Source organism: Tsukamurella conjunctivitidis, from assembly GCF_007858475.1.
Lineage (GTDB): Bacteria > Actinomycetota > Actinomycetes > Mycobacteriales > Mycobacteriaceae > Tsukamurella > Tsukamurella conjunctivitidis.
Map to the genome: position 1 here is coordinate 1 of NZ_VIGX01000093.1, position 709 is coordinate 709.

A 709-nucleotide genomic window follows, 5' to 3' on the forward strand; every position below is an offset into this window, starting at 1 on the left:
GCATATTGATGTGGGGTGTTGGTTGATTGAGCTGATCAGGGTGAAATCCATGCATTCTAGCGACTCTCAATAAAGTGGTTGGGTTGTAAAGCTGTTTGATCTGACCGTTAGCATAAGCATCCGCTATTGCGTTCTCGCACGTTAAGAGTGACTTTTCATTTTTACGGCGATTCTTATACATAGCGCCACAAATTAGCCTGGCATCTCTAAGGTCTACATGTGTCTCGCCACGATCAGATCGTACTTTACGGTTTGATTGGTAGCCTACTTTTTCTAACTTTTCGTAAATTAAGTTGATCGATATACCAAGCGTCTCCGCAATGTTTTGAATGAGTTTTGTTTTGCCACCGTGTTTGGTTTTATCTAGTCTTTTAGCAACATCTTGGAAGTATTCAATTTCGGAAGGTAGCATTTAGAGCCTCCTGTTCTTCTTTAATTGTCTTTGCCGTCAGTGCTGCAAGTTGTTCTCCATTCGCGTCTAAAAAGCGAATACCCTTCGGGGATTGTTGAATGGTATGAACTCCACGAGCTATAAATCTGATCTTCGGCATAATTTCGCAAACCTGCCTAAGTGTTACAGCAAAGTCTGCATCATCAGGCGTTAACGTCTTCATGCTTCATCCATCCATGCTGTATCAACAATGCCGTCATCACTTGGAAGTTGCTCAGCAACGAGTTCAAGGTTTTGTCGTACCGAGAGAAGCTCTCT

At 42.6% G+C, this 709-nt stretch carries 2 protein-coding genes; both read right to left on the bottom strand.

Annotation, left to right across the window (positions count from 1 at the left end):
• A partial coding sequence (locus FK530_RS24510) for a hypothetical protein (protein WP_205124253.1) occupies positions 1 to 412 on the bottom strand: 412 nt, incomplete at its 3' end.
• Complete coding sequence (locus FK530_RS24515; RefSeq protein ID WP_109201368.1) at positions 393 to 614, bottom strand: hypothetical protein; 222 nt, start codon at positions 612 to 614, stop codon at positions 393 to 395. The genes FK530_RS24515 and FK530_RS24510, both read right to left, overlap by 20 nt.
• Positions 615 to 709 lie beyond the last annotated feature (95 nt).